The 1,277-nt window shown below is 34.5% G+C and carries 2 protein-coding genes and 1 pseudogene; all 3 read right to left on the bottom strand.

Features of this window, described 5'->3' with window-relative positions; genetic code table 11:
* Window positions 1–63: 63 nt before the first annotated feature.
* Window positions 64–246 (bottom strand): annotated as a pseudogene (locus BB781_RS16265) (IS66 family transposase); the annotation flags it as partial.
* 263 nt (window positions 247–509) lie between these two features.
* Complete coding sequence (locus BB781_RS15190) at window positions 510–1,046, bottom strand: IS630 family transposase (protein ID WP_242492688.1); 537 nt, start codon at window positions 1,044–1,046, stop codon at window positions 510–512.
* The coding region (locus BB781_RS15185; protein WP_207205314.1) for a winged helix-turn-helix domain-containing protein at window positions 1,046–1,277 on the bottom strand (232 nt) is incomplete at its 5' end. The genes BB781_RS15190 and BB781_RS15185, both read right to left, overlap by 1 nt.

The raw sequence follows: 1,277 nt of genomic DNA, 5'->3' as shown, positions 1-1,277 counted from the left end.
GCAATTATTTCTACTAGCTACAAAAATTTAAACTACAATTTACAGCAAATTCGCCACACTGCCGTTCTTTTCAAGCATTTCTTCCAGATGCCTGACACATTCTTCAAGCAGTGCAATACGTAGAGCTTGTTTTTCAATGATAAGGTTTTGTTGTCCAATGATCCCAAGTAATCTGGTTACAAGTTCTACTACTGCTTCCGGACCAGCTTCATAAACTGCAAGTATTTCTTTCCGTTCTATACAAATCCCCTCAGATCAATAAAATCTTTTTTCTGAACGTTAAAATGAGGTCATAGTATATTGATTTTTACTTAATTGCTGGAAGGATGGCTGAATAGTTACATTTGTAAAAAATAGATGGTCTACTATAATTTTTATGCTAACTGAGTTCTTATCCTATTTTTAAAGCACTTTTACTAATGCTTATTGTCAGGCGGTTGAGCTTCAGCACTTGTGACGAATGACATATTGAATGGGTTTGTTATCACTGTCGATAACTGGATTTATAGTTAATTACTTAACTTTTCTAACTTATTATCCAGAAACTTCTCAATCCATTTTCTTGCAAAACCAAGATTTGATGAACAACTAATAAACGTCTCAGCAATCATTTTTTTCATATGGTCGAGATCTTTGATAAAATTACAGGAAATTATTCTTTTGACACTCTTCCAGATGAATTCGATTGGGTTCAGGTCAGGCGAATATGGAGGTAAATAGACCAATTCGATATTATTTTCCAATGAGAAATCCACTGTATCTTTTGCCCGATGTGATCTGAAATTGTCAAGAATGATCACTATTCTCTTTCCCATGTTGCTGTTTTTAATAGTTGATAGAAACGAGCACACGTCCTCTTTAGTTGAATGTTCCTTGAAATCAATAACAGAATTACCATTCAATGAATAAAACCCGAATGAGTTTGCTTTTAGCTTGGTTGTGTTTTTAAACATGACTGGTTTATTGAAAGACCACAAACGAACTGTATTTGACGTTGTTTGAGGGGACGATTCATCAAGAAAACCGACAACGCAATTATCATCAATCAGCGGTAAGTTTTTTTTAAACGATCTTCTGCGTCTTCTGGTCTTCGATGATCATGCGTATATGGTTTGGCATGATGCATGCCAAACTTCTTCAAGATCACTAATATTTGCTTAATAGTGTATTGAACTTTAAACTCATTATAAATGAGTTCTCGGACTTCTTTTGTAGACCAATCATCACGCTTGTGTAGCATGTTCTTTAGTTCTTCTTTTTGATAATCGGTGAGCTTT

This window comes from Methanolobus psychrotolerans, from assembly GCF_002243045.1.
GTDB lineage: Archaea > Halobacteriota > Methanosarcinia > Methanosarcinales > Methanosarcinaceae > Methanolobus > Methanolobus psychrotolerans.
This window is presented reverse-complemented; position numbering and strand designations above follow the sequence as displayed.